Raw genomic sequence first — 19,971 nt, 5'->3', positions numbered from 1 at the left:
TCGGTTTGGTGGGCGGTGCTCCGGTCCGGTCAGGCGCCCAAGCGGGCGATGTCGGCTCGCAGACGGGCGGGTTCGTCCTCGAGCGGCACGAGGATCCGGTCGAGCACGCCGCGGCCGGTCTCGGTGTCGGGCCGGGTGGCGGCGAGGAGCCCCTCGAAGTCTGTGACCGGCTCGCCCGGTTCGGAGAAGACCTCGACCGTGCGGTGCTCGCCAGAGGGGTTGAGCGCAGCCTCGATGAGCACCTGGGCGATGTGGCGGCGGTCGACGCCGGGCCGCCCGCCGATGCGGTCCCCCTGCTTGAGATCGATCCGGGTGTCCTCAGTGCCCTGGTAATCGAACCAACCGGGGCGCACGATCGTGTAGGGGTGACCGCAGGCGCGCACGAGACGCTCGGCCAGGCGCTTCCAGTCCCACGCGGGCTGCTCGCGGTTGGGTGTCGAGACGTACATGGAGGTCATGAGGCCGATGTGGACCTCCGGCCGGTCCGCGAGCGCCTCGAGGAGCGCGGGGATGACGGCGTAGTAGTGGTTCTCGAGGTCGTCGTCGCCGCCGTGAGTCAGGATGACGACGTCGACGCCGTCGACAATGCTCCCCAGCGCGGCGGCGTCGGTGGGGGAGGCCTCGACGACCTGCGCCCCGGCGGGCAGCATGGCCTTCGCGCGGGCGGCGCTGCGGGACTGGGCGCGCACGGTCAGGCCTCGGGCCAGGGCCTCCTCGACGACGACGCGGCCGACCTGGCCGGTGGCGCCGATGACGAGGAATGTGCGGGGGTCGGACATGCCGGTGGTCCTTTCACGAATTATTGCGGAGTGAGTGGTGGATGGAGGGTGAATCTCGGGCGGGGGCGGCGCGGATGGCCCCGATGCTGTAGTCCTCGTCGGGGATCGGCCCGTAGCCGTGGGACAGCCCCATGCAGCCCATGCCGATCTCGGAGACCTCGATGGAGCCCAGTGCGCGTGTCCTCATGATTCCGTTCCTCTCTGGTCGTGGGGGCGCCGTCCTCCTCCGGACGGCCGGGCGGCGGTCAGGCGGTCGCGAGGGCCTCTTGCAGGAAGGCGCCGTACTCCTCGATCCAGTCGCCCTCGGCGCCGAAGCCGTGCGGCCAGCCGTCGAGCACGCGGGCGTGGACGGTTTCGCCGAGTCCCGCCAGGACTCCGACCTGGGCCTCGAACTGGTCGTAGAAGGGGTCCTCGGTGCCGTAGCAGTAGTACGTGGGGATGACGCCCTTGAGTTCGTCAGGATTGAGCTCGGCCACCGACAGGCGGCCGTAGAAGGAGTAGATCATGGCCGTCGCGGCGGCGTCGGCGCTCACGGCGTCGAGCTCATCGGGCGCGTAAGCCGGGTCTAGCCGGGTCGGGGAGACGGCGCCGGACCAGTTAGGATGGTCTCGCCGCACAGGATGCCGCTGGCGGAGTAGCCGCCCAGTGCGATGGCGTCATGAGAGGGCAGGTCGTAGTCGTCGGCATGGGCGCGCACGAAGCGGATCGCCCGGGCCAGGTCGCAGCCGGACTCGGCCTGGGTGTACGGGCGCACGCGGTAGTCGACGACGAAGCACTGGTAGCCCAGGGCGGATAGCCGCTGCGCCGTCGGGTAGCAGTCGGAGTTGTCGCCGCGGACCGAGAAGGCCCCGCCCGCGCACAGCAGGACGGCACCCCGAACCGTTCCCGCCGCGGCGGGAACGGTCGTGATCGTGGGCCGGAAATCGGCGGGGTCGCTACTGCCGCCGCCGGACGCCGTGGTGGTGGGCGCATTGCCCTCCTCCCACAGGAACAGGCACTGCCGATGCGAGGGATCCACCGCCGCCGTCGCGACCGTCCCCTCGACGCTGGCCGGGTCGGGACTGACGTGCTCCCAATCGACCCCGCTCAAGTCTGGCGGGGAATCGGATCTGACGTAGTCGCGCACACCTCCGAGGTCCGGGTTGCCGGAGGAGGCGCCGGCGCTTGTGCTCGTGCAGGCGCCCAGGGCCTGCGCCGCGGCCAGGGCGCCGAGCCCCCGCCCGAATGCGCGTCGTGTCATGGTTCTCATCCGTCCTTCCTCTCAGATCCCGGACGCTGCGGCGTCGATCTGCGCCTGCCAGAAGGCGGCGGCTCCCTCGATCCACCCCTCGGCGACGGTCCCGACGCCGAGCCCGAAGCCATGGGGGAGGCCGTCGTAGGCGTGGAACTCGGCGGGCGTGCCCGCGGCCGCGATGGCGTTCGTGCGCGCCCGCATGGTGCGCCAGGGGGCGATTCCGTCCGCGGTGCCGACGCAGGCGTAGGTGGGCGGTTCGGCGCCGGTGACCTCGCTCAGGCCCGTGTACTGCATGACGACGGCGCCGGGGCCGGGCACGTCGTCGCCCCCGAACCGGGCGGGCCCGTAGGAGCCCAGGTGCGCGGCCAGGCGCGCACCCGCGGAGCCGCCCCACAGCGAGTAGCCGGCCGGGTCCACGCCGAGCTCGTCGGCGCGGGCGTGGATGAAGGAGATGGCGCGGGCCAGATCCTGGCAGCCGAGTCGCAGGTCGGGCCGGTACTGGAGGGTGAAGGCCGTATAGCCGTGGCGGGCCAGCCACAGCGCGTGCGGCATGGAGTCGTGGATGGAGGCCACGTAGGCGAAGCCGCCGCCCGCGCTGCAGATCGCAACGCGGCGACGGCCGCCGGGGGCGCTCTGAGCCGGGAAGACGAACAGCCCGGTGTCCTTCAGGGCCGGGTCGGCGGATTTCTCGGCGTCGGTGTAGATGTGGTGGAAGACGGTCGCACCGTCCCGACGACGCGAGAGCACGTCGTTGATCACATCGACCGTGGTGCTCGTGTCGACGTGGGAGTACCAGGTGAGCAGGTCGGCGACGTCGGCCAGGGCGTCGCCGGGCCGGGGCGGGTTGAAGGTGATGGGGAACAGGAGGCGGCCGTAGTCCTCCAGCAGCGGGTCGCCGATGATATCGGCGATGAGCGTGTCACCATTCACGGCTCCTCCATCTCCTCCGGTTGAGTCCGTACCGCCCGGCGCCTGCCCGCCCGGAGAGGACGAGCAGCCCGCGGCGGCTGCCAGGGCGGCGGCCGCCGCGAAACCGAGCCTTCTACGCGTGAGCGTCATGAGTGCGCCCGCTTGGCGCGCCCGTCGGCGGGGTCGGGCGAGCCGCGGCTCAAGCCCCGGCGCCGTCGTCGTCGCCCCAGATCTCGGCGATCATGGGGAAGGTGCTCCAGGCCTTGGGCCAGCCGCAGTAGAAGGCGAGCTGAGTGACGATCTCCACGGCCTCCTCCCTGGTGATGCCGTGCGCCTTGCCCAGTTCGAGGTGGGCGCGCAGCTGCGGGTACAGGCCCGCGGAGAACAGGGCGGCGATGGTGATCATCGAGCGGTCGCGGGCGCTGAGCTGCTCCTCGCGCGCCCAGACCTCGCCGAAGAGCACGTCGTCGTTGAGGGCGGCGAACTGCGGGGCGATGGCGCCCAGGCGGTCTCGCCCCGCGGTCTGCTTGTCAGCCATGGTGTTCCTCCTGTGAAGACTGATCGATGGTCGTTCGGTGCATGCGCGACGGACCTTTTCGGCGGGGCCGCGCGCTCAGTACAGCGTCCCGCCGCCCAGCTGGTTCTTCTTGACGTAGTCGCCCAGCAGCCAGGCGACCGTCTTGGGGTCGTAGTGGTCGAAGATGCGCGGGAAGGAGCCGTCGTCCAGAGCGGCGAAGGCGGCCATGTCCTCCTCGTCCAAAGAGAAGTCGAAGACGTCGAAGTTCTCCTCCATGCGGGCCCGGCGCACCGACTTGGGGATGACGATGACGTCCTTGTGCATGAGTGCGCGCAGGATCACCTGGCCGGGGGTCTTGCCGTGCTTCTCGCCGATGGCGGTCAGGACCGGGTTGGTGAAGATGCTGTTCCTGCCCTCGGCGAAGGGCGCCCAGGCCTCGTGGGTGACGCCGAGCGAGGCCATGACCTCGTGGGCCGCGTCCTGCTGGCGGAAGGGGTGGGTCTCGATCTGGTTGACGGTGGGGGGGACCTCGGTGAGCAGGGCGATGTCGGTGAGGCGGTCGGGGTAGAAGTTGGACACTCCGATGGCGCGCAGCTTGCCGGCCCGGTAGGCCTCCTCCATGGCGCGGTAGGCGCCGGGGTAGTCGGCGATGGGCTGGTGCAGGAGCATGAGGTCGATGTAGTCGGTGCCGAGCCTGCGGAGGGACTCGTCGATGGAGGCGGTGGCCCGGTCGTAGTTCATATTGGCCACCCAGATCTTGGAGGTGATGAAGACGTCCTCCCGCGGCAGACCGCTGGCGCGCACGGCGGCGCCCACGCCCTCCTCGTTGCCGTAGGCCTGGGCGGTGTCGATGAGGCGGTAGCCGACTTCGAGGGCCTCGGCCACGCAGCGCTCGGTCTGATCCGGCGGGGTCTGGAAGACGCCGTATCCGAGCATCGGCATCTCGACGCCGTTGTTGAGGGTCTGGTAGAGCATGGGGCTTCCTCCTGGTTCAGTGGATCGCTTCGATCTCGTTGTCTCATGCATCAGTCTTTACGGCGATCCCCTTTCTGTAAAATGCACATATCGGAACTGTTGATGCATCCGGTGCATCGAAGTATGGAGGATGCGAATGGAGCTGGAACAACTGAGACAACTCGAGGCGATCGAGCGCGAGGGGACCATGAGTGCGGCGGCGCAGGTTCTGCACCTTTCGCAGCCGGCTCTATCGCGCTCGCTCGGGCGCCTGGAGAGCGAGCTCGGTCAGCCGCTCTTCGATCGCGCGGGACGCCGCCTCATCCTCAACGATGCCGGTCGCGTCGCCCTGGAGCACGCCGGCCAGATCCTCAGGGCCGAGCGGGTGATGCGCGAGGCACTGGCCGACGTCGCCCGTCGCACCCGTGCTCTGCGGGTGGGGACTGTCGCTCCGGCACCGCTGTGGCGTCTGACCGCCCTCATGGCCGAGCGGTTCCCCGGGCTGGTCCTCACCTCCCAGATGCTCGCCGAGGACGAGGTGGAGGCCGGGGTTGTCGACGGCGACCTCGACCTGGGCATCAGCCTGTGTCCCCTGACGCTGCCCATGGTGCGCTCGACTCGGCTCATGGTGGAGAACCTCGCCGTAGTCCTGCCCTCTGAGCACGTGCTGGCGGGCAGGAGCAGCGTGAGCATGGCCGAGCTCGACGGCGAGACCTTCCTCCTTTTCAGAGACATCGGCTTCTGGCGTCAGGTGTGCGACCAGAATCTGCCTCACTCCGAGTTCATCGTTCAGGAGGACCGCGGTGTCTTCGAGGGACTGGTGCGCAGCTCGCCGCTGCCTCACTTCATCACCGACGCGCCCTCCTTCTCGGACGCTGCACCCGACCGGGTCATCGTGCCCATCCGTGACACGGCGGCGCACGCGACCTTCCACCTGCTGGCCCGCGCCGGCTGCCGTCAGGAGGCCGAGAACCTCTTCGACTGGGTGAGCCGTCAGTGACCGGCGCGGCTCGATGGGGTCGATGCGCGTTCCAGTGGGCGCTTCAGCGCCATCCATCTGGTGGAGAACGCCCCGTGTCGGATCAAAATGGCGCCAACTGCTGGACTGGATGGGCGCCACATGGATGATCGGAGCTTACGTAGACCCGCCGTCGTCGATCACTCGCCATGCTCCTGCTCGAGCACTCCCCTCTCTTCTCAGGCGTCCCGAGCGGCGCAGGTCGGAGACGATGCGCTCCGCCGTTCTGCGTGAGCACTCCAAACGGCTTGCCAGATCGCCAATGGTTGCACTGGAGTCAGCTTTGAAGGACAAGAGCGCCCGTTCCTGACGATCCTGGGCTGAAGAGTCTGATGCGTAGGGGATGAGCGCATCTCTGATAACCGTGAGCATGAAGGTGACGAAGGAATCGCTCGCCCCTCACCGAGTTGGAGTCGGCGATTGCTGCGTACAAAGCAGCGCTCGTCGGTCTCGGCTGTGCGGTTCGGCGATGGCTCGTGGGCCATCTGGTCCCTACTGGCATGCGCTCGGTCAGTCGCGACGCGACCACGTCTTCAGTGTGACGACGATTACCGCCGCACTTTACCGCCAGTGGTGGTAATCGAGTGCGGTTAGGTGAGCTCCCCGGTGACGATCCGGACGAGGTCACGCCGCGCCCGATGCCCCTCAGGAGTGGGGAACATCGGGTAGACGTGGTCGAGTCCCTCGCCGACGTGCAGCGTCGAGTCGCCCCCGGCCTCCAGGAGCTTGGCGTGGAAGAGCGCATTGTCCGTCAGGAGGATCTCCCGGGTCCCCACGAAGGTCGTCACCTTCTTCAGGCCCGACAGGTCGCCGTAGATGGGGGATCGGACTCCATCATCGGAGCGGCCTCCACCGCCGTCATCGGAGCGGCGGGCCAGACCGCCACCCGGATCCCCGGCCTGCCCAGCATCATCATGGCCGATGGGCCCGCTGGCCTGCGCCTGGCCCCCACCTACGGCGTCGACGCCGAGGGCCCCTTCTCCCTGGGCGACTCCAGCCCGCCCGCCACCTTCCTCGAGATCGTGGACGATGTCGGACGCGAGGCCCTCGGCATCGCAGACGCCCCCGAGCCCCGCGAACCCGCCGAGATCCGCGAGCAGTACACCATCGCCGTCCCCATCGGCACCGCGCTCGCCCGGTCCGGGAACCCGGTGCTGGCCCAGCGGCTCGGCGACGTCGTCGGGGCCGAGATGGAGCGCTTCGGCATCCACCTCTGGCTCGCCCCCCCCGCCTTCGACCTGCGCCGCTGCGTTCTGTGCGGACGCAACGTCGACTACCTCTCCGAGGACCCGCTGCTGGCCGGGCGCATCGCCGCAGCCGTCACCCGCGGCGTCCAGTACCTGCGCGCGCCACCGCAGCCGCCACCGTCAAGGCCGGCAACGAGCTCTTCGTGCCCGGAGGCGAGGCGGACCGGGAGGACCTCCTGGCCGCGCTCGGACGGGGGGAGCGATGGTCGGCCATCGGCTGGGCGGAGCGAGTCCGACGACGGCGGTGTGGGCCTGACGCGCGCCGAGCTCGAGAGACGGGCCGCCCGCGTCATCCGCATGGCCCGGGGGCTTGCTGGCCCTGGAGGCCGGATACGTGAAGAAATTGAGGCCGGCCGCCTCTTGGGCCAAGAGCAGGGGTGGATCTGCACAGCCGACGTGCGTGCTCACTTCGCGCGGAAAGCCGCTGACGGGATGTGAGAGAACCTGCCGCTCGAGCGACCGGCCTCCGGTCTGTGACGTGCCAGCCGTTCCAGTCGGCGAGAAGGTCAGGAAGGTTCTTGGTCCCTTGTGGTACCCCGACGGCCCCGGCATGGTTCATGGCAGCCAGGTAGTCCGCTCCGACGGCGCCACGTGCGCGGGCCCGCCGGAGGGTGCAGGGTGCAAGGAGGAACCACTATGACCAGTATGTTCGACCTCAGTGGGAAGGTGGCGGTCGTGGCCGGGGCAAGCTCGGGCCTCGGTGCAGATGCCGCCCGTGCCTACGCCGAGCACGGCGCCGACGTCGCCCTGCTCGCCCGGCGGCTTGAGCGTTTGGAGGCTCTGCGCGAGGAGATTCGGGAGACCGGGCGCCGTGCGCTCGCCGTCCGCTGCGACGTCACCAGCGAGGAGAGTTGCCGTGACGCCGTCGAGAAGGTGGTGGAGGCCTACGGGCGCATCGACATCCTTCTCAACAATGCGGGGGTTGCCGTGCGCGGCGGTGTCGATACCCTCTCGGAGACCGACTGGGACCGTTCCTTCGCCACCAACGTCAAGGGCATGTTCCACGTCAGCAAGTACGTCGTGCCCCTCATGCGTGAGCGCGGATACGGCAAGATCGTCAATATCGCCTCGGTCAACGCCGTCATCGCCGACAAGCAGGACGTGTTCATCCGCCACGCCTACAACGCCTCCAAGGCTGCGGTCCTGGGACTCACCAAGGGAATGGCCTGCTCCTACGCCCGTTACGGGATTACCGTGAACGCCGTCGGACCGGGGCTGTTCGCCTCCGAAATGACCGAGAGCACCCTGTTCAGGAGCGAGGAGTTCCTGACGGCCTACAACGCGCTGAACCCCGCCGGCCGCCCCGGAGACAAGAACGAGCTCAACGGAACGATCCTCTACCTCTCCTCCGATGCATCGAGTTACGTCCAGGGACAGCTCATCCTCGTCGACGGCGGTATGACGCTGGTCTGAGAGTCTGAGAGGTCGCCCCGTTGCGAATCCGGCGACGGGGCGTGGAGAACCTATCGCCGGGGCGGCCGACGTGACATGTTCAGGTCGAGCCGCTCGCACATCGTAAGGGGTCCTCCATGGCGCTGACGCCCCAGGCGCGCGAGACCTTCATCAGGCTGTTCGGGGCGGAGCCGCAGCCCCACCCCATCGCCCCGAGCTCTTCGACATCCTCCAGAACGAGGTCTTCGAGGCACGGCATCTCCCTGCCCCTGGAGAACGCCGGCATCGTTGACGCCACCGACCCCAACGCCCGTGAGCAGGCCGGCGCCGTCGTAGCCTCGTGGCCCGATACGACGAGAACGCCTCCTGGGAGGCCTACCGCTGAGAGGCGCTGAGTGCTTCGATGCTCCTCGTCGTGGAGATGACGCTGTGTGATGGGCGGCATTTTCTCGACTCGGCGTCATCTACCCCAGGTCAACCATTGATTTATCATATGTACTAACCCCTCTGTTCCATATAGTTTCTTCAATTGTCAGGGTGCTCAGCTCTCGCACCCGCTCTGCTCGGCCAGCGGGCCGGGGAACGACTCGAGGAAACGACTCAGGGAAGAGGGATGACCATGGACCGCAACTACTTCGACCTGACCGGCCAGGCGGCCCTTGTGACCGGCTGCTCGTCCGGCATCGGCATCCAGATGGCCAAGGCCCTGGCCAGCGCCGGCGCCAACATCGTCGCCGTGGCGCGCCGCGTCGAGCGCGTCGAAGCCGTCGCCAAGGAGATCGCCGAGGAGTTCGGGGTCAAGACCCTCGCCCTGCACTGCGACGTGCGCGACACGGCCAGCGTGGAGAGCGCCGTTGATGCCGCCCTGGAGACCTTCGGCCGCCTCGACATCGTGATCAACAACGCCGGAACCGGCAGCTTCGGTCCCGCCGAGGACCTGACCGACGAGCAGTTCGACACCGAGGTCGACATCGACCTGTACGGCATCTTCCGCGTCTCGCGCGCCGCCGCGAAGAAAGCCATGATCCCGGCCGGCTACGGACGCATCATCAACGTCGCCTCCATGTACGGCATGGTCGGCTCCAACGTCGCCGGCATGGCCGCCTACCACGCCGCCAAGGGTGGTGCCGTCAACCTCACCCGCGCACTGGCCGCCGAGTGGGCCAAGTACGGCATCACCGTCAACGCCCTGTGCCCCGGCTACTTCTACTCCGAGCTGACCACCGACGTCCTGGACGCCGAGGACACCGGATCGGCCTTCCGCGCCATGATCCCCCTGGACCGCTTCGGCAAGGAGGGCGAACTCGACACCGCCATCCTGTTCCTGGCCTCCAAGGCCTCCAGTTACGTCGTCGGCTCGCCCATCCTCGTCGACGGCGGCTACAGCGCCATCTGAGCCGTCTGGGGACTTCACCCTCGCCTCGGCGGTCCGTCCGAGGGCACGGCCACCACGCCCTGCCCCTGAACCATGAGGTTGAACAGCCCGCCGGCGAGGAACCCGGCTTTCCCCGGCATCCGGATGTCGTAACCCAGGTGCGTGCCGAAATCCGGAAGAGACGACGTATCGACGTACGGCTTGCTGAAAAAAAGGGGTTGCGTGCGGGGAAGTACCTCATTATCCGACGGTCATCCTCGCCATAACTCACTGATGTGACTAAAGCTGGTCGGCATAGCGAACGGAAGATCATGTCCGGCTACAGGATCAACCGTCAGGTGGCGGAGTTCGGGGAGCATGTGCGCGGCTGGCGCATGGTGCTCGGCCTGACCGCGCAGCAGGTCTCCGAGCGTGCGGGCATCACCCGCGACACCTTGCGCAAGATCGAATCGGGCAACCCCAACGTCAGCTTCAACAGCGTCACTCAGGTGCTGCGCGCTCTGGGCATCCTCGACCAGCTCGTCGACGCCGCTTGACCCGCTGGCCAGCGACATCGGCCGCCTCCACGCCCGAAATCGCGCCCGATGACCGCCGTCGAGATCGTCTCCGATGCTAATGGCTCTTCCCGCATGGTCGGCCAGGCGCACGTCGTGCGATCTCGCGGCCAGGTCTCCACCACCTTCCTCTACGACCCCGCCTACCTCGCCGACGGCGGGGCGACCCATCGACCCGGCTCTGAGCCTGGTCCCCGGAGCCCAGTACCACCCTGGTCTTCGGCGTCAGCGACGACACCCGCCAGGGCGCCCTGCGCTTCCGGATCCCCGGGAGCGACGAGTTCCTTGGAGAGCCCTCGCGTGTTCCGCGGCTCGTCGCTCTGCCCGCGCTCCTGCGCGCCAGCGACGAGCTGGCCTTTTACGACGATCCCTCCGACGCCGTCACACGACTCCTCGACACGGGAACCACGGGCCTCGGCGGTGCCCGGCCCAAGGCCTCGGTCCGGCTCGACGACGGCGGTCTCGCCATCGCGAACTTCCCCCACTCCAGCGACTCATGGGACGTCATGGCCTGGGAGGCCACCGCCCTCGACCTGCTTGAGGCGGCGGGCATCCGCACGTCGTGGCACCGGCTCACCCAGGTGGGCAACCGAAGCGTCCTCATCCTGCGGAGATTCGACAGAACCCGCGCTGGCGGGCGTATCGGCTGCATCAGCGCCATGACGGCCATCGGAACGTCCGACGGCGAGCAGAGGGACTGGGGCGACCTGACCGAGGCCGTCCGCGACCTCTCGAACTCTCCCGTACAGGGCCTCCGCGAGCTCTACGACCGAATCGTCGCGAGCCTTGCCTGGAGGCCCTCACCCGAGCCGCGCGCGGCGCTGTTTGATAAGGCTCCCGGAGTCTCTGCCGCGGCCACCCGTGCTTTGATCCGTGCCAGGTGACCTCGCGTGATGTGAGCGGAGGGACGCACGCGAATCGAGGTATCGACAGAGGATTTGGAGGATGCATCAGTAGGCTGTGCTCGGCCCGGCGCCAGGATAAACCCGGTCGCGGCCCGGCAACGCTGCGCACCTCCCCGAGCCGACCGCAGTCAACCCATCACACCCAGCACACTGAAGGGACACCGGCAGCCTCATGACCATCGAGATGATCGTCGCCCTCATCGCCGCCTCGATTATCGCCTACGTGATCGCCGACAGGTTCCGCCTCATCGCCCCGGTGCTCCTCATCGCCGCGGGCGTGGCGGTGGCCTTCCTCCCGGTCGGGGAGGAGATGACACTCCCCAGCGCGGTGGTCCTGACGATCTTCCTGCCGATCCTCCTGTACTGGGAGTCGCTGTCCGTCTCCCTCAACCGTATGCGGCGCAGCCTGCGCGGCATCATCCTCAGCGCCACGGTCCTCGTCGCCATCACAGCCGCCCTCATCGCCCTCATCGGTGTCCTGACGGGCCTGAGCCTGGGTGCCGCGCTCCTGATCGGAGCCTGCCTCGGCCCCACCGACGCCACCGCCGTCTCCAGCCTGGGCCGCGGCATCAACCCCAACGGCCGTACCATCCTCCAGGCCGAGTCGCTTCTCAACGACGGCACCGCCCTGGTCGTCTTCGCCATCGCCCTCCAGGCCGCGCAGGACTCCTCCGGTGTCACGGCCGGCCTCGTCACGCGCGAGCTCCTCCTGTCCTTCGGGGGAGGAATCGGTGTCGGCGCCCTCGTCGGCGCCGTCGTCACCAAGATCGGTATCCGCATCCGCACCATCACCGATGACCCCATGCTGGCGACGATCACCGCCCTGGCCACCCCGTTCGTCACCTTCTTCCTCGCCGAGGAGATCGGAGGCTCGGGCGTCCTGTCCGTCGTCACCTGCGGCATCATCGTCTCCCGGTTCGCCGCCCCGCACCTGTCTCTCGGTTCGCGAGTCCTGGGAACCCCGTTCTGGACGATCCTCACCTACATCCTCAACACGATTCTCTTCGTCATGGTGGGCGTCGCGCTCCCCGGGATCGCAGCAGACCTCCCGCGCGCCGACCTCGTCCGCGGCCTCATCCTCATCCCGGTCGTCTACATCGCCATGGTGGCGGGCAGGTTCGCAGGCCATCACCTCATCATCTACTCGATCCGCGTCCTCGACCGCCGCCCCGAGCAGCGCCTGCGCCGCACCAACCTGCGCGGCCGCATCGTCTCCACCGTGGCCGGCTTCCGCGGCGCGATCTCCCTGGCGATGGCGCTGTCCATCCCGGTCGCCCTCGGCGGCACCACCTACGCCGAGCGCAACCTCATCATCCTCATCGTCGCCGGTGTGACCCTCCTGTCCCTCCTCGTCCAGGGGATCGCCCTGCCCCACGTGGTTCGCTGGGCCAACGCCAAGCCCTCGGTCGGTGCGCAGACCGCCGAGTCGGTCGAGTCGCAGGAGATCGAAGCCCTCGCCGATGTCCTCGACGACACCATTAGTCAGCTCGATGCCATTGCCGAACGCGTAGGCGTCGACGACGACGCAGTCATCGCGGCCGTGCGCGCCGACTACGAGCGTCGCCATCGCTCCGTGCTCAGCGCCGACGCCGAGGAGGAGGCGAGCGTCTACGGTGGCCCGGAGAGCGCCCTGCGGCTCGCCGTCATCGACCACCTGCGTGGTCGCGTCCACGACCTGCGCTTCTCCGGACGCATCGACGACTCCACCGCCTCCAACGTCAACCGGCGCCTCGACGTCGAGACCCTCCACATCAACGGCCCCATCGACGTCGAGTGATCGGCGAGTAAGAGCAGTATGAGAGGCGGGACGTCGGCGCGCCCCACCCGTCGGTCAGCGCTGCCGACGCAGCAGTCTCAGTACAGCGTTCCGCCGTCGAGCTGGCTCTTCTTGACGTACTCGCCCAGCAGCCAGGCGATCGTCTTGGGGTCGTCGTGGTCGAAGATGCGCGGCAGGCTCCCGTCGTCGAGGGCGGCGAAGGCGGGCATGTCCTCCTCGTTGCCGTAGGCCTGGGCGGTGTCGATGAGGCGGTAGCCGACCTCGAGGGCGTCGCGCACGCAGCGCTCGGCCTCATCCGGCGGGGTCTGGAAGACGCCCGTGGCCGAGCATCGGCATCTCGACGCCGTTGTTGAGGGTCCTGTGGAGCATGGCGGTGTCCTTCCGGTGGTCTCGGGAGGTTCAGGTCTGCTGGGAGTAGTCCATGGTGGTGGTGACGAAGGCCGGCGGCTCATGGGGCACGGCGTAGTAGGGCTTCTGGGGGAGGGCGTTGATGCGGGCCATCTCCTCCTCGGTCAGGGCGATGTCGAAGATGTCGATGTTGTCCGCCATGTGCTGCGGGCTGAGCGTCTTGGGGAAGGTGACGTTGCCCTCCTGGAGGTGCCAGCGCAGAGCGACCTGGGCGGCGGTCTTGCCGTACCTGGCGGCGGGCCCGGTCAGGGCGGGCTCGGCCAACAGGGCCTTGTCCCCGTGGCCGAGCGGGTACCAGGCCTCGAAGACGATGCCGGTGCTCGCCAGCTCGGCCTTGAGGGCGTGCTGGTTCCAGTAGGGGTGGGCCTCGACCTGGAGGACCGCCGGAGCGATCCGGGCGACGTCGAGGATCTCGCGGACCTTGTCGGCGGAGAAGTTGGACAGGCCGATGGAGCGGACCTTGCCGGCCTCGACGGCCTCCTCCATGGCCTTCCAGCCGGCCACGTACTCGCCGTAGGGCTGGTGGAAGAGCAGGAGGTCGATGTAGTCCGTGCCCAGGCGCTCCAGGGTGGCGTCGATGTCCGGCCCGCACTGGGCGTAGGGGTAGGACTGCGGGAAGAGCTTGGTGGTGATGAAGAGGTCCGCGCGCGCCACCGGGCTCTTGGCCACGACCCGGCCGACGGCGACCTCGTTGAAGTAGGCGTTGGCGGTGTCGATGTGCCGGTACCCGGCGTCGATCGCCTCGGGCAGGTGCTCGTCGACCTCGGCCGAGGACATCTGGAAGACGCCGTAACCCAGGGCCGGGATTTCAAGGCCATTGTTCATGGCGAAGAACTGCATGGTTGACTCCTCGACGGGATGTTCCACTTTACGCATGAGTCTTCGCCAGGAACGTGGCGTTGTAAAATACTGATCGCGTATCTGCTGATGCATGAGTCGCATGAATATCATGACTGTGCATAGCGGCGCAGGATGCGGACGATACGGACGATACGGAAGGACGGGGCCTCATGGAGCTGGAGCAGCTCAGGCAGCTCGACGCCATTGCGCGAGAGGGCACCATGAGCGCCGCCGTCGACGACGTCGCCCGTCGCACCCGCGCCCTGCGCGTGGGCACTGTGGCGCCCGCACCGCTGTGGCGGCTGACCGCCCTCATGATCGAGCGCTTCCCCGGGCTCGTCCTGACCTCCCAGACGCTCGCCGAGGCGCAGGTGGAGTCCGGCATCCACGACGGCGAGCTCGACCTGGGCATCGCCCTTCGCCCCGCCGCGTCGTCGGGCGTGCGCTCGAGCCGGCTCATGGCGGAGAACCTGTCCGTCGCCCTGCCTGTCGGGCACGCGCTCGCGGATCGGTCGAGCGTGAGCGCGGCCGAGCTCGACGGCGAGACCTTCCTGCTCTTCGAGGGCATCGGCTTCTGGCGCGAGCTGTGCGACCAGCACTTCCCGCACTCGCAGTTCGTCGTGCAGGAGGATCGCGCGGTCTTCGAGCAGTTGGCGCGCAGCTCGTCGCTGCCCCACTTCGTCACTGACGCGCCCTCGCTCTCGGCGCCGATGCCCGGCCGCACGGTCGTGCTGATCCGCGACGCAATGGCCCATGCGACCTTCCACCTGCTGGTGCGCGACGGCGGCCGTCGAGAGGCCGACGAGGTCTTCGACTGGGTGCGCGGGCGTCCTGATCCGGCGTCATAGGCCGTGGCCTTCGTGCTCATCGAGAGGAGCGACGTGGCCGACGGCGAGGTGCAGTGGGTCAAGGAGCTCGCGTGGGAAGTCCGCCGGCTGCGGGGGCCGATGAGATCTTGCGCAGGGCGAGCGCGTATCTGCGCTCCGTGGAGTGCAAGCGCTGGTAAGGGTCGTCGGCTCCTTCGCCGATGACGATCGCCAGGAGTTCGGAGCCCGGCATCCGTCGGGTGCCTTCGAGTACTGATGCGCGGGTCGCCCCGAGCGGGTGACTCGCGCCCGTCGTGGCACGCCTGCCAGTGCCGGGTCGTTGCGCGATGAGGCCCTCAAGGGCGGGGGCGCCCGGGTGCTCAAGGAGGGCGATTGCTCGGTTCTGGGGTCCGCATGATGCACGTGATGTGGGGTCGCCGCGAGACCGTCGAGCGTTACGGCGCCGGTTGCGCGGGGCGCTGTACCACCTGTGAGACTCATGGGCGATGTAACGAGTGCGCATCGTGTCGGTGACGGGCACACACGTTGTACTTCACTTATGCTACCATTAGTAGCGGATTTCGTGGCAGGAGCGTCTATGGCGGTGACGATAGCTTCGATGGGAGGCGGGGCGCAGACCTGCACTGCCGCTTTGCTTGGGATCCGCTGGCCCGAGGGAGACGCCCCGTCAATACCACGATCGAGTGATCGGCTCGGCCCCGCCGGCTGCCGCCCGCTTGATGCGGGCATACGGTACAACCCCCCGGTGGGCTGCGAACCGTGGAGGCGCATGGTCGTTGTCGGGAGGGTTGCTGTCCCCTACGGGCCGTACCGACTCACCCGGGCCGATGCCGCGCCCACTCGTGCCGTCACGACGGCTCTCACCCTTGGCCGGGGCACCGTTCCCCGCACGCACTTGGGCGCATCCTGGAGCGTCCGGTCGCTCATGTCCGGCACGGCGACGCCGATCGTCTCCGGTCTGCCCTGCGCCGCTTTCGTGCTGTTGCGGATAAGTAGGGCGGGGCTTCTGCTGTACCGAGGAGACCTCGCCGTCGAGCAGGTTGGGAGGTCGATGGGCTGCACTTGCCAGCCGTTCTTCTGCACTGCCCAAGCGACCGGCGATGTGCGGAGCCCGTCATCGGGCCATCTGCACCGCCCGGCGCTGTCGAGGGTCCATCTCACGACGTCCCGCGCCTCATCCAGAATCTGTCTCCCATCATTTCATTCCTCGAGACCTTCATGCGCTCTTCGGCGTGCGTCCTCACGGCCTCGCCTCCGGTCCGCATCGACGAATCGCTCCCCACCATGGTCAGCGGCTCTCGCTGGCAGCCCTATGTGAAGTATCGTGCCTCTTTCGCGAGCACTTCTGGTAAATCTTCATAGGGGTCTTGCCAACTGATCTAAGATGTGTTAGCGCATTTGCGTTGACACCGCTGCACGTGGTTCGCGCGGCATGTCCCTGTTGATCGATGCATCAAATTCTGTCCCTGCCATGAGTGTGTAGTGTGCCATGCCTTGCTCGCCCTCGCGCGGTTCTGGGTAGACGATGATGTCAGCAGAAATAGACCTCATTTGACGCTGGAGTTGAAGTTCGATCACGGTCGAAAGACTGACCAAAAAATATGGACAAAATACCGCGGTTGACGACCTGAGTTTTTATGTTGAGGATGGTTCGCTGTTCGCCTTCCTCGGTACTAACGGGGCCGGGAAATCGACTACCATTTCCTGTATGACAACTCTTCTGGAATTTGAATCGGGAAAAATTGCCGTTGACGGCAAGGAGGTGGGACGTCGCGATAGTGAGATTCGCGCCGACATCGGCATCGTATTTCAGCAGTCGCTTCTCGATCCGCGCCTGACGGTCAGAGAGAACCTTGAGTCCCGCGCATTATTCTACAGCGTGAGCAGGTCCCACGTGAATGAGTTGATCGAACTCATCGAAATGGGAGACTTTCAGGGGCGACCATACGGCGTGCTGTCCGGCGGGGAAAAGCGACGCGTAGACATTGCGCGCGCTCTCCTGAACAAACCCTCCATGCTTTTTCTCGACGAGCCGACGACTGGGCTGGACCCTCAGAGTCGCGAACAGGTCTGGTCAGTCATCTCCCAACTGCGCACAGGTCGGGGACTGACGGTCCTTCTCACAACGCATTACATGGCTGAGACGGAGAATGCGGACCGTGTTCTTGTGATTGATCACGGGCATTCAGTTGCTGAGGGGACGCCGTTCGAGCTACGGGCGAGGTATAGCACCCCTCATCTCTCAATCAGTATAGACCATGACGATCAGAGTCTGAGCGTGGTCGATCGGGTTCATGCTCTCGTCCCCGGTGTCCGGGTGAAGATGCAGGAGGTCGGGGGCGCGGTGCATCTGGCGGTGCCCGACTCAACGGCCGCCCTGAGAGTCCTGGACGCAGTACGGCCCCACCTGGCCGACTTCGAGTTTCGACAAGGTTCGATGGATGATGTGTTTTTGGCGCTCACAGCGCAGAAGGAGGAAGCGTGAGGACCACCCTGGGTTTGATCCGACGCAATATTCGTGTCTACTATCGTGATCGTGGACAGGTTGTTCTCTCCCTCATCGCGCCGCTGATCCTGCTGCTGCTCTATATTCTTTTCCTCGGTAACCTCCAGGTGGATACGCTCAAGGCCTCGCTTCCGGGCGCCAGTGATGAGGAGATCGATGCTTTCGTTTATACTTGGGTGTTCGCCGGAATGGTGATGATAACGACAGTGACCACGGGTCTATCGGCTTTGAACACCTTCGTGGAGGATCGAATCTTCGGACGTTTTAAGGATTTCAGGGTCTCTCCGATTAATCCAGTGCAGCTCATCGCCGGCTACCTGGTCGCCTCCTGTCTCATCGCCTTTGTCATGAGCCTGATCGTCTTCATCGTAGGACTAGTGGTCGTGTCCGTCTCCTATGACAGCTTTCCTGGATGGAAGGACGTCTTCGCATCTGTCGCCTGGACCGCGCTCATGTGCCTGGGGTTTTCCTCGATGTCGGCTCTGATTGTCACCTTCATCCGCAGTTCCGGTGCATTCACCTCGCTGAGCGTGATAGTGGGAACTGTCGTCGGTTTCCTGGCTGGTGCCTATATTCCGCTGGGAACCATGTCGGATGGGGTGGTGAATGCGCTCAACGTCCTGCCGTTTTCGCAGTCGGCCATGCTCCTGCGCAACCCCCTGGCCGGTGTTCCTCTGACTGATCTTACGCAGAATGTGCCAGGCGCATACGATACGATTTCAGAATATTTTGGTTTCCAGCTCATGGTCGGAAGTCGAACCATCACGGAAGCCATGGTCGCGGTCGTCCTCCTGGCAATGACGATCGTTTGCGGGGCCTTAGGGGCTCTCCGCATGCAGAGGAGCATCAATTGAAATTGAACCTGCGAGAAGAAGCGGATGCAGTGAGCGCCCGAAGCGTGCTGGCACCTTTCTCGGGCCGAGGAACATGGGTCGTCGGAATGAGACTCCGGGCGGAGAGGACATCTCCCGCAGCAGCGGCGGTATTCGATGCAGCTTCTGACGTCATGGCGGTCGATGCGCGTGGAGTGTGTCGGCGCACTCTCGATGTCGAATTGAAACAGACAGAAAACGCTCAACCGGCCATTACGATCGCTGCGCTGGCAAGCTGGGCCGCGGCCGGGAGAGCTTTGGCTGATTCCTCGACAGTGATGGCCGGACCCAGCGTGGGGGCGATTTCCGCTGCTGCAGCTGGTTATCTCAGTGTGTCCACCGTGGTCGAGCTTGCTGTCTCGCGAGGAAAGTTGATGAACTCGGTGGGGTCCCAGTTTGACCCGAGTTTCCCGCATCCACGTATTGCGCGGTCGTGACGTGTCAAACTGACTCTTTGGACTGCTGGGTGTTTTTCGGACACTGCTTCTTTGCGCTCCAGGCTGCCTTGACTAAGCCAAGAAACTCTTGCTCAACCTGGTTCGGGCTGCGATGTTCCAGGGCGCTAAGGCGTCAGGAATCAGGTGCTCTTTCCCGTGCTTTGCGACCCAGTTGCCCACCGTCTGAGCCACAAGATCGTACGAGGCGGCTACCGAGGCGATCATGCGGTCCTTCATGGGTGACCTCACGCACGACCCGGGCCTTGAAATCCTCCGAGTATCTCTCTGCCGGCATGGTCTCCATGCTATCGGCTCACGGGAAAAAACTCCCCCGGTCCGAGAAACATCGTGCGCTCCACATCCATGCGGGCGCCTCAAGGACCGACTTAAAAGTAACTACGTGAACATTTGATAGACTCCACCTATCGCACCCTCAAGCACGAAGAGCCGTCAAACTTCAGGTCGGGCGTCAGGGGCGCTTGAGCGGTGGGACGTAATGGTTGAGCGCCCGTGGTGATGATTCGCCGACGGGTTTACGTTCTGGCTCATGCTCGTCTAATATGCGAACACGATATCTTTACTCCGATATGAGGCCTTTGGGGTGCGTTGTTGTTAGGGTTGGGAGTCCTGATCTATAGGATGGAGTTCATGTCCGGATGGAGATATTCCGAGGAGCTGCTGGCCTCAATATCGGGCTACGATGGAAGAAGCGGGATGGCCGTTGATGAGTAGTGGGATCCGGTTCTCGACGTGAAGTGGCGACTCGTTTATCGAAGCGACCCACATGTTTTCGTTGGCTCGGTTGCTCAGGGGCACGATTGTGCTGCCTTCGGTCCTGAGGAGACGCATCATTCCAGTTGTGGCCTCCTCCGCCCATTGTCGGTAATCTCCGCCGATATCCATGTACTCCCCCCACGGAGGGTCTGTGACAATCGTCGAGAAACAGCCATGAAAACTGGCCGGTGGTCTGCGAGTGTCCCAGGAGGAGGTGCTCACTCGGCCTGTACGCATCAAGTTCCCAGGAGCATGAGTTTTCAGGTCGTTGAAGTGGGCTCGTGCTGCTGGCCATTTCAGTCGCTGCCGTACGATTCCTCCGGATCCTGCGAAGGGATCAATGAAGTCTTCGTCGGGACGAGGCTCACTCAAGGTGATCAGGGGCGAGGCTAGGCTGGGCGCGAGTTCCCCTTTATTTGGTGCGGGGGCCGCAGGAGTCCGTAGACGAGTCCCGAAGAATAGATTTTTCCAACCTTTTCGGCAATGATCCAGTACTCCATTCCGCCGCCCCGAGAATGCACTCCTGTGCCGGTGAGGCTTTCAATCATGATTTCCAGTGTAGTGCGTCTTGCGCGATCTATGGACGTGAGTTGGCCATCTATGCGGGCCATGATTCGAAAGGTCTCGTCCTTGCGTATCCCCGCGA

21 protein-coding genes and 2 pseudogenes are annotated in these 19,971 nt (G+C 66.0%); 12 read left to right on the top strand and 11 right to left on the bottom strand.

The features are described 5' to 3' along the window. Positions 1-29 precede the first annotated feature (29 nt). From G448_RS0101855 to G448_RS0101830, 7 genes are all read right to left on the bottom strand, one after another. The gene (locus G448_RS0101855) at positions 30-779 is read right to left on the bottom strand and encodes an NAD(P)H-binding protein (protein WP_026406588.1); all 750 of its coding nucleotides are present in this window, start codon (positions 777-779) and stop codon (positions 30-32) included. A 13-nt stretch (positions 780-792) separates the two neighbouring features. Then, positions 793-966, bottom strand: a complete 174-nt coding sequence (locus G448_RS17985) for a hypothetical protein (protein ID WP_211227947.1) — start codon at positions 964-966, stop codon at positions 793-795. 58 nt (positions 967-1,024) lie between these two features. Beyond that, a complete protein-coding gene (locus G448_RS16930; protein WP_051268524.1) occupies positions 1,025-1,312 on the bottom strand; it encodes an alpha/beta hydrolase family protein in 288 nt (95 codons plus the stop codon). A 32-nt stretch (positions 1,313-1,344) separates the two neighbouring features. Next, on the bottom strand, positions 1,345-2,019 hold the full coding sequence (locus tag G448_RS16925) for an alpha/beta hydrolase (RefSeq protein WP_156910894.1): 675 nt from the start codon (positions 2,017-2,019) through the stop codon (positions 1,345-1,347). Between the two features lie 21 nt (positions 2,020-2,040). Continuing rightward, a complete protein-coding gene (locus tag G448_RS0101840) occupies positions 2,041-2,943 on the bottom strand; it encodes an alpha/beta hydrolase (RefSeq protein WP_026406587.1) in 903 nt (300 codons plus the stop codon). 178 nt (positions 2,944-3,121) lie between these two features. Then, complete coding sequence (locus G448_RS0101835) at positions 3,122-3,460, bottom strand: carboxymuconolactone decarboxylase family protein (RefSeq protein WP_026406586.1); 339 nt, start codon at positions 3,458-3,460, stop codon at positions 3,122-3,124. 75 nt (positions 3,461-3,535) lie between these two features. Beyond that, positions 3,536-4,414, bottom strand: a complete 879-nt coding sequence (locus G448_RS0101830) for an aldo/keto reductase (protein WP_026406585.1) — start codon at positions 4,412-4,414, stop codon at positions 3,536-3,538. Between the two features lie 136 nt (positions 4,415-4,550). Here G448_RS0101830 and G448_RS0101825 point away from each other — a divergent pair, with 136 nt between their 5' ends. Then, positions 4,551-5,393 carry a LysR family transcriptional regulator gene (locus G448_RS0101825; protein WP_026406584.1) on the top strand — a complete coding sequence of 281 codons (843 nt, stop codon included), beginning with the start codon at positions 4,551-4,553 and terminating at the stop codon, positions 5,391-5,393. Positions 5,394-6,001: 608 nt separating this feature from the next. On the opposite strand, the gene G448_RS17975 is transcribed toward G448_RS0101825, so the two are convergent. After that, positions 6,002-6,199: an alpha/beta hydrolase gene (locus G448_RS17975; protein ID WP_245572142.1), complete on the bottom strand. Its 198-nt coding sequence runs from the start codon at positions 6,197-6,199 to the stop codon at positions 6,002-6,004. 36 nt (positions 6,200-6,235) lie between these two features. Here G448_RS17975 and G448_RS0101815 point away from each other — a divergent pair. From G448_RS0101815 to G448_RS0101785, 7 genes and pseudogenes are all read left to right on the top strand, one after another. Further along, positions 6,236-7,096: pseudogene (locus G448_RS0101815) on the top strand (glycoside hydrolase family 3 N-terminal domain-containing protein); the annotation flags it as partial. A 198-nt stretch (positions 7,097-7,294) separates the two neighbouring features. Then, a complete protein-coding gene (locus G448_RS0101810; RefSeq protein ID WP_026406581.1) occupies positions 7,295-8,071 on the top strand; it encodes an SDR family NAD(P)-dependent oxidoreductase in 777 nt (258 codons plus the stop codon). A gap of 116 nt (positions 8,072-8,187) precedes the next feature. Continuing rightward, positions 8,188-8,445, top strand: coding sequence for a hypothetical protein (locus G448_RS18640; protein WP_245572140.1), 258 nt, complete (start codon positions 8,188-8,190; stop codon positions 8,443-8,445). 224 nt (positions 8,446-8,669) lie between these two features. After that, entirely contained in the window at positions 8,670-9,446 is a 777-nt protein-coding gene (locus G448_RS0101800) for an SDR family NAD(P)-dependent oxidoreductase (RefSeq protein WP_026406579.1), read from the top strand. A gap of 290 nt (positions 9,447-9,736) precedes the next feature. After that, positions 9,737-9,961, top strand: a complete 225-nt coding sequence (locus G448_RS14750) for a helix-turn-helix domain-containing protein (protein ID WP_245572139.1) — start codon at positions 9,737-9,739, stop codon at positions 9,959-9,961. Between the two features lie 230 nt (positions 9,962-10,191). Beyond that, positions 10,192-10,863 (top strand): HipA domain-containing protein, encoded by a 672-nt coding sequence (locus tag G448_RS19075; RefSeq protein ID WP_342663522.1) that lies wholly within the window; start codon positions 10,192-10,194, stop codon positions 10,861-10,863. Positions 10,864-11,056: 193 nt separating this feature from the next. Beyond that, entirely contained in the window at positions 11,057-12,661 is a 1,605-nt protein-coding gene (locus G448_RS0101785) for a Na+/H+ antiporter (protein ID WP_026406577.1), read from the top strand. A 191-nt stretch (positions 12,662-12,852) separates the two neighbouring features. Here the strand turns inward: G448_RS0101785 and G448_RS18630 are convergent. After that, positions 12,853-13,030, bottom strand: a pseudogene (locus G448_RS18630) (aldo/keto reductase); the annotation flags it as partial. A gap of 30 nt (positions 13,031-13,060) precedes the next feature. After that, positions 13,061-13,909 carry an aldo/keto reductase gene (locus tag G448_RS0101775; protein WP_034494082.1) on the bottom strand — a complete coding sequence of 283 codons (849 nt, stop codon included), beginning with the start codon at positions 13,907-13,909 and terminating at the stop codon, positions 13,061-13,063. A gap of 170 nt (positions 13,910-14,079) precedes the next feature. On the opposite strand from G448_RS0101775, the gene G448_RS0101770 reads away from it, so the two are divergent. The 4 genes from G448_RS0101770 (at position 14,080) to G448_RS17955 (ending at position 18,551) form a co-directional block, all read left to right on the top strand. Beyond that, positions 14,080-14,757, top strand: coding sequence for a LysR family transcriptional regulator substrate-binding protein (locus G448_RS0101770; protein WP_026406574.1), 678 nt, complete (start codon positions 14,080-14,082; stop codon positions 14,755-14,757). A 1,552-nt stretch (positions 14,758-16,309) separates the two neighbouring features. Beyond that, positions 16,310-17,221 carry an ATP-binding cassette domain-containing protein gene (locus tag G448_RS0101765; RefSeq protein ID WP_026406573.1) on the top strand — a complete coding sequence of 304 codons (912 nt, stop codon included), beginning with the start codon at positions 16,310-16,312 and terminating at the stop codon, positions 17,219-17,221. Then, positions 17,218-18,096, top strand: coding sequence for an ABC transporter permease (locus G448_RS0101760; protein WP_026406572.1), 879 nt, complete (start codon positions 17,218-17,220; stop codon positions 18,094-18,096). The genes G448_RS0101765 and G448_RS0101760 overlap by 4 nt, the downstream gene beginning before the upstream one ends. Next, complete coding sequence (locus G448_RS17955; RefSeq protein WP_156910892.1) at positions 18,093-18,551, top strand: hypothetical protein; 459 nt, start codon at positions 18,093-18,095, stop codon at positions 18,549-18,551. The genes G448_RS0101760 and G448_RS17955 overlap by 4 nt, the downstream gene beginning before the upstream one ends. Before the next feature lie 684 nt (positions 18,552-19,235). Here the strand turns inward: G448_RS17955 and G448_RS19145 are convergent. Then, positions 19,236-19,817, bottom strand: a complete 582-nt coding sequence (locus G448_RS19145; RefSeq protein WP_084436231.1) for a class I SAM-dependent methyltransferase — start codon at positions 19,815-19,817, stop codon at positions 19,236-19,238. Between the last annotated feature and the right edge of the window lie 154 nt (positions 19,818-19,971).

The sequence above is a fragment of the Actinomyces gerencseriae DSM 6844 genome (assembly GCF_000429265.1).
Taxonomy (GTDB): Bacteria; Actinomycetota; Actinomycetes; order Actinomycetales; family Actinomycetaceae; genus Actinomyces; species Actinomyces gerencseriae.
Note: the sequence above shows the minus strand (reverse complement) of the source record. Positions and strands in the feature narration are given on the sequence as shown.